General features: G+C 51.5%; 5 protein-coding genes. 1 reads left to right on the forward strand and 4 read right to left on the reverse strand.

Going from position 1 to position 3,255, the window contains the following annotated elements; all coding sequences use genetic code 11:
• Positions 1-126 precede the first annotated feature (126 nt).
• The 3 genes from B7L15_RS19470 to B7L15_RS19165 form a co-directional block, all read right to left on the reverse strand.
• Positions 127-546, reverse strand: a complete 420-nt coding sequence (locus B7L15_RS19470) for a PHP domain-containing protein (RefSeq protein WP_139839416.1) — start codon at positions 544-546, stop codon at positions 127-129.
• Positions 547-612: 66 nt separating this feature from the next.
• On the reverse strand, positions 613-936 hold the full coding sequence (locus B7L15_RS19160; protein WP_085920482.1) for a DUF427 domain-containing protein: 324 nt from the start codon (positions 934-936) through the stop codon (positions 613-615).
• A gap of 437 nt (positions 937-1,373) precedes the next feature.
• Positions 1,374-1,850: a helix-turn-helix domain-containing protein gene (locus tag B7L15_RS19165; RefSeq protein ID WP_085920483.1), complete on the reverse strand. Its 477-nt coding sequence runs from the start codon at positions 1,848-1,850 to the stop codon at positions 1,374-1,376.
• A 187-nt stretch (positions 1,851-2,037) separates the two neighbouring features.
• Here B7L15_RS19165 and B7L15_RS19170 point away from each other — a divergent pair, with 187 nt between their 5' ends.
• Positions 2,038-2,520, forward strand: a complete 483-nt coding sequence (locus tag B7L15_RS19170; protein WP_085920484.1) for a DUF2938 domain-containing protein — start codon at positions 2,038-2,040, stop codon at positions 2,518-2,520.
• A 15-nt stretch (positions 2,521-2,535) separates the two neighbouring features.
• On the opposite strand, the gene B7L15_RS19175 is transcribed toward B7L15_RS19170, so the two are convergent.
• Positions 2,536-3,195 carry a glutathione S-transferase N-terminal domain-containing protein gene (locus B7L15_RS19175; protein ID WP_085920485.1) on the reverse strand — a complete coding sequence of 220 codons (660 nt, stop codon included), beginning with the start codon at positions 3,193-3,195 and terminating at the stop codon, positions 2,536-2,538.
• Positions 3,196-3,255: the final 60 nt, after the last annotated feature.

The raw sequence follows: 3,255 nt of genomic DNA on the forward strand, positions 1-3,255 counted from the left end.
TGGCTGGTGAGGGTGCGGCGACTGGCGCGGAACTTTATGTTGGGCATGGCACTGTCTGGGTGAATGGCGATAATGGCTATATTGCCATGCAGGTCAGTGGGTTAGAAGTGCTTCCGGGGGCCGGTCTCACGGATTCAGGATTATGTTTTCAGCACTTTCTTCAGCAACCGAATCACTATCGCCTTTTTTTCCTCGAAATTTCGAAGCGCCAATAACCGCGCTTATATCTGCTGAAGTTGCACTTGGGTCAAATATACCTAGAACATGGACGTTCGAGTTAGCTGTAATTTCTATACCAGGAAAAACAAAGATTGAATTTCCTTCCCCTCTTAAAATTTCTGCGGCTTCCTTAAGCTTATCAACCCAATCACCAGAGTTATGATCTGTGACTGCAACACACTCGATCCCCTTAGCTATATAATCTAAAAGCCAATCTCTTGGTGTTTTTGAGGTTTTTAAATGGACGTCTGCTTTTCCATAATCAAAAGATGCTGGAGTATGTGTATGAAAATCAAACTTCCACCATCTTGCACCAACAAAACTCATCTTTACATCCTTATGTCCGATTTACTCACAGTGATTACCAGGACGGCCTCTCAGGGTCGAAAAGAGTCAATCGTCCAAATTTTCATAAAGCGCCATCATGCCTGCAATAGACTGCATACTTTCAATCGGCTCCTCGTAACTCCAGGCAATATCTTTGTTGTCACCCAGCGAGAAATACACTGTGGTGCCTTTAAACGGGCAGTGGGTCGTTGTTTCGGAAAGGGTAAGCAAATCCATCCGCACATCTTCACGCGGGAAATAATGGCGTGGCGGGTAGCCGGTTTCGCGGAGTTCGAGGGCTTGGGTGGAGTCGGCAAGCAGATTGCCATCCACATGCACCTGCACGCGCTGGTTAACGGGGTGGAGCTCGATGCGAGGTGCCTGTGGCATTAGGTTGTTCCCTGCGGCTTTTTAGCTCTAATAAAATGAGCCTAGCAGCAAAGTTCGTTGAATCCCATTCTCTCCTCATCACACTTTAGGCTACGAAGATGACCTGGGTCATGTTGATCCCATTACTACCGCCCTACTACTGTCTTTGGCTGAAGTAATAAATGCTTGGGCATTAAGACAGGACGTTTTGGAAGGGCTTAAGGAAGCCGAGAAGCACTCTTTGGAAAGCAAACGTAACGCGGCCCGTACGCTGATCGCTCTCACCGAAATGGATGATCAGATGATCGCGGGCATCGAAGAACTGCCCGTCGAAGAGGTGGAGAAGTGACGAGCCGAGATCCAGCATTAATGCCTAAATAAGCTGGCGTGACCGCCGCCAGCAAGAGTTCAAAGCGCTCACGAGACTATTTTTCAGACCAACCCTAATCCCGCTTTCTTCAGTCTCTACCTAACGATGATGCCTTGCGACTACCCCCTCCACCCTTCCGCCTCGTGCGGGCCTTTTTCTGCTCACTCCCTCGCATCGCCTGGCGCGTTTGTGCAATCCGCATCAGACGTTGAAAGGTGGGGCATTCCAGATGACTTGGCGCCGTGCAAGTCACAACATGACGCAAACCATCACGTAGTGCTGTCAGTTCTTTGATGCGGCGATCCAGGAGATCCGCCTTGTCACTCACCATCTCACGATCGATTTCCGGCAGTCGTTCAGAACCCAGCATTTCGCGTATTTCGGCCAGCGAAAACCCCGCGACCTGCCCCAGCGCAATCAGCGACAAGCGCGTCAACACGTCCGTTTCGAAAACGCGACGCAACCCATTGCGACCCACTGATCTGATCAGCCCCACTTCTTCGTAATAGCGCAGTTTCGAGGCGGGTATACCGCTTTTACGGGAGAGTTCGGCAATATCGAGCATGGCACTTGACTTCAAGTTGACTTGAGGTAATAAGCTACTTCTCCTCACCCTAGCCTTCAAGGAGATTGAGGAAGATGCCACTTTTCAATAATCAGGCTCGTTTCACCCACAGGGTCAGCCCTGCCTTTACGCGATTGGCAGTCGTTCAGGCCACACTGATTTTCGCCATTACCTTGGTTGCCCCGAAATGAACGGACTGCTGATCGATGCTCTATTGCTCGGCGTTGGGGCGACCGCTTTCATGGATATCGTAGCGCTGTTGCAAAAACGCCTGCTGGGTATCCCCTCACTGAATTACGCGATGGTTGGGCGCTGGCTGGGTCACTTGCCGAGCGGCAGGTTTATCCATCGGCCTATCGGCAATAGCGCACAGATCCAAGCAGAAGCGCCTCTAGGGTGGTTTGCGCATTATCTGATTGGGATCGCTTTCTCTGTGATGTTCCTGGTACTTGTTGGGCCGGACTGGCTCGCCCGCCCTACGCTCATACCTGCGCTAGGTTTCGGTGTGATGACGGTGCTTGCGCCTTTTCTTGTCCTGCAACCTTGCTTGGGCGCAGGGATCACCGCCCGTAAGACACCTCAGCCAAACATCGCTAGGCTTCGCAGCCTTGTGGCGCATTCCAGCTTCGGTTTTGGTCTATGGATTTCGGGCTTGGGATGGTTGCTTTGAGGTGGTCAGCCTCTACTAACAGAATGCCGTCTGCTGGAAGCTCTTTGTTGCCACCATGCCAGCGTGCCAAACCTGAAGTTGTGGATACGCTTCTTTCCAGCTCACCTCTGGCAACCTGAAAGCTAAGTAATCTAGCGCAACGGCTATCGCGATTTCACCGAGATTGACTGACGAGGCAAATGGTTTTTTAAGCTCGCTGTTCAGTTGTTTTAAGATTCTCTGTATGGCTCGTTGCCGCCTTAGCCCGAGTTCGCTCTCTTCAATCTCATTGCCATAATGCTTTCTTGCAATCACGGTCGTGAAAGCGGCATCCATCAGGTTTTGACCCAACCCAGCCAGGTGCAACACATCACCCAAACACGTTGAGGGAATCATTGGCTTGTTGGGACTCACGCCATCCAGATAAACGGCAATCAGCATCGACTCGCTTAGCGTGGTGCCGTCCTCCGTTATCAGCGCCGGAATGCGCCCCGCGGGGTTGGCCTTTAATAGAGCGGCATCGTCTGCCCAAGGGTCGCACCACTTCAGCGTAACGGTCTCATCTAGCCCTTTTTCAATTAAAACGATGCGCGCCAGACGCGCATAAGGTGGAGTTAAGCTCAGTTCTTGTGTATGGAGGGCAGTAGAGAGGGTGGCGTATCCTGTTGATTGATCTCGCCAGATCACAACCAACATAGGACGGATACGCCATGAGCAATTCTACTCTCCAAGCCGTGACGCAGCCAGACACCGGCG

The sequence above is a fragment of the Halomonas sp. CSM-2 genome, from assembly GCF_002119345.1.
GTDB lineage: Bacteria > Pseudomonadota > Gammaproteobacteria > Pseudomonadales > Halomonadaceae > Vreelandella > Vreelandella janggokensis.

Coding starts and splice junctions, on each gene's coding strand:
- B7L15_RS19165 (WP_085920483.1), bottom strand. CDS start 1,850: ATGCTCGATATTGCCGAACTCTCCCGTAAAAGCGGTATACCCGCCTCG.
- B7L15_RS19160 (WP_085920482.1), bottom strand. CDS start 936: ATGCCACAGGCACCTCGCATCGAGCTCCACCCCGTTAACCAGCGCGTG.
- B7L15_RS19170 (WP_085920484.1), top strand. CDS start 2,038: ATGAACGGACTGCTGATCGATGCTCTATTGCTCGGCGTTGGGGCGACC.
- B7L15_RS19470 (WP_139839416.1), bottom strand. CDS start 546: ATGAGTTTTGTTGGTGCAAGATGGTGGAAGTTTGATTTTCATACACAT.
- B7L15_RS19175 (WP_085920485.1), bottom strand. CDS start 3,195: ATGTTGGTTGTGATCTGGCGAGATCAATCAACAGGATACGCCACCCTC.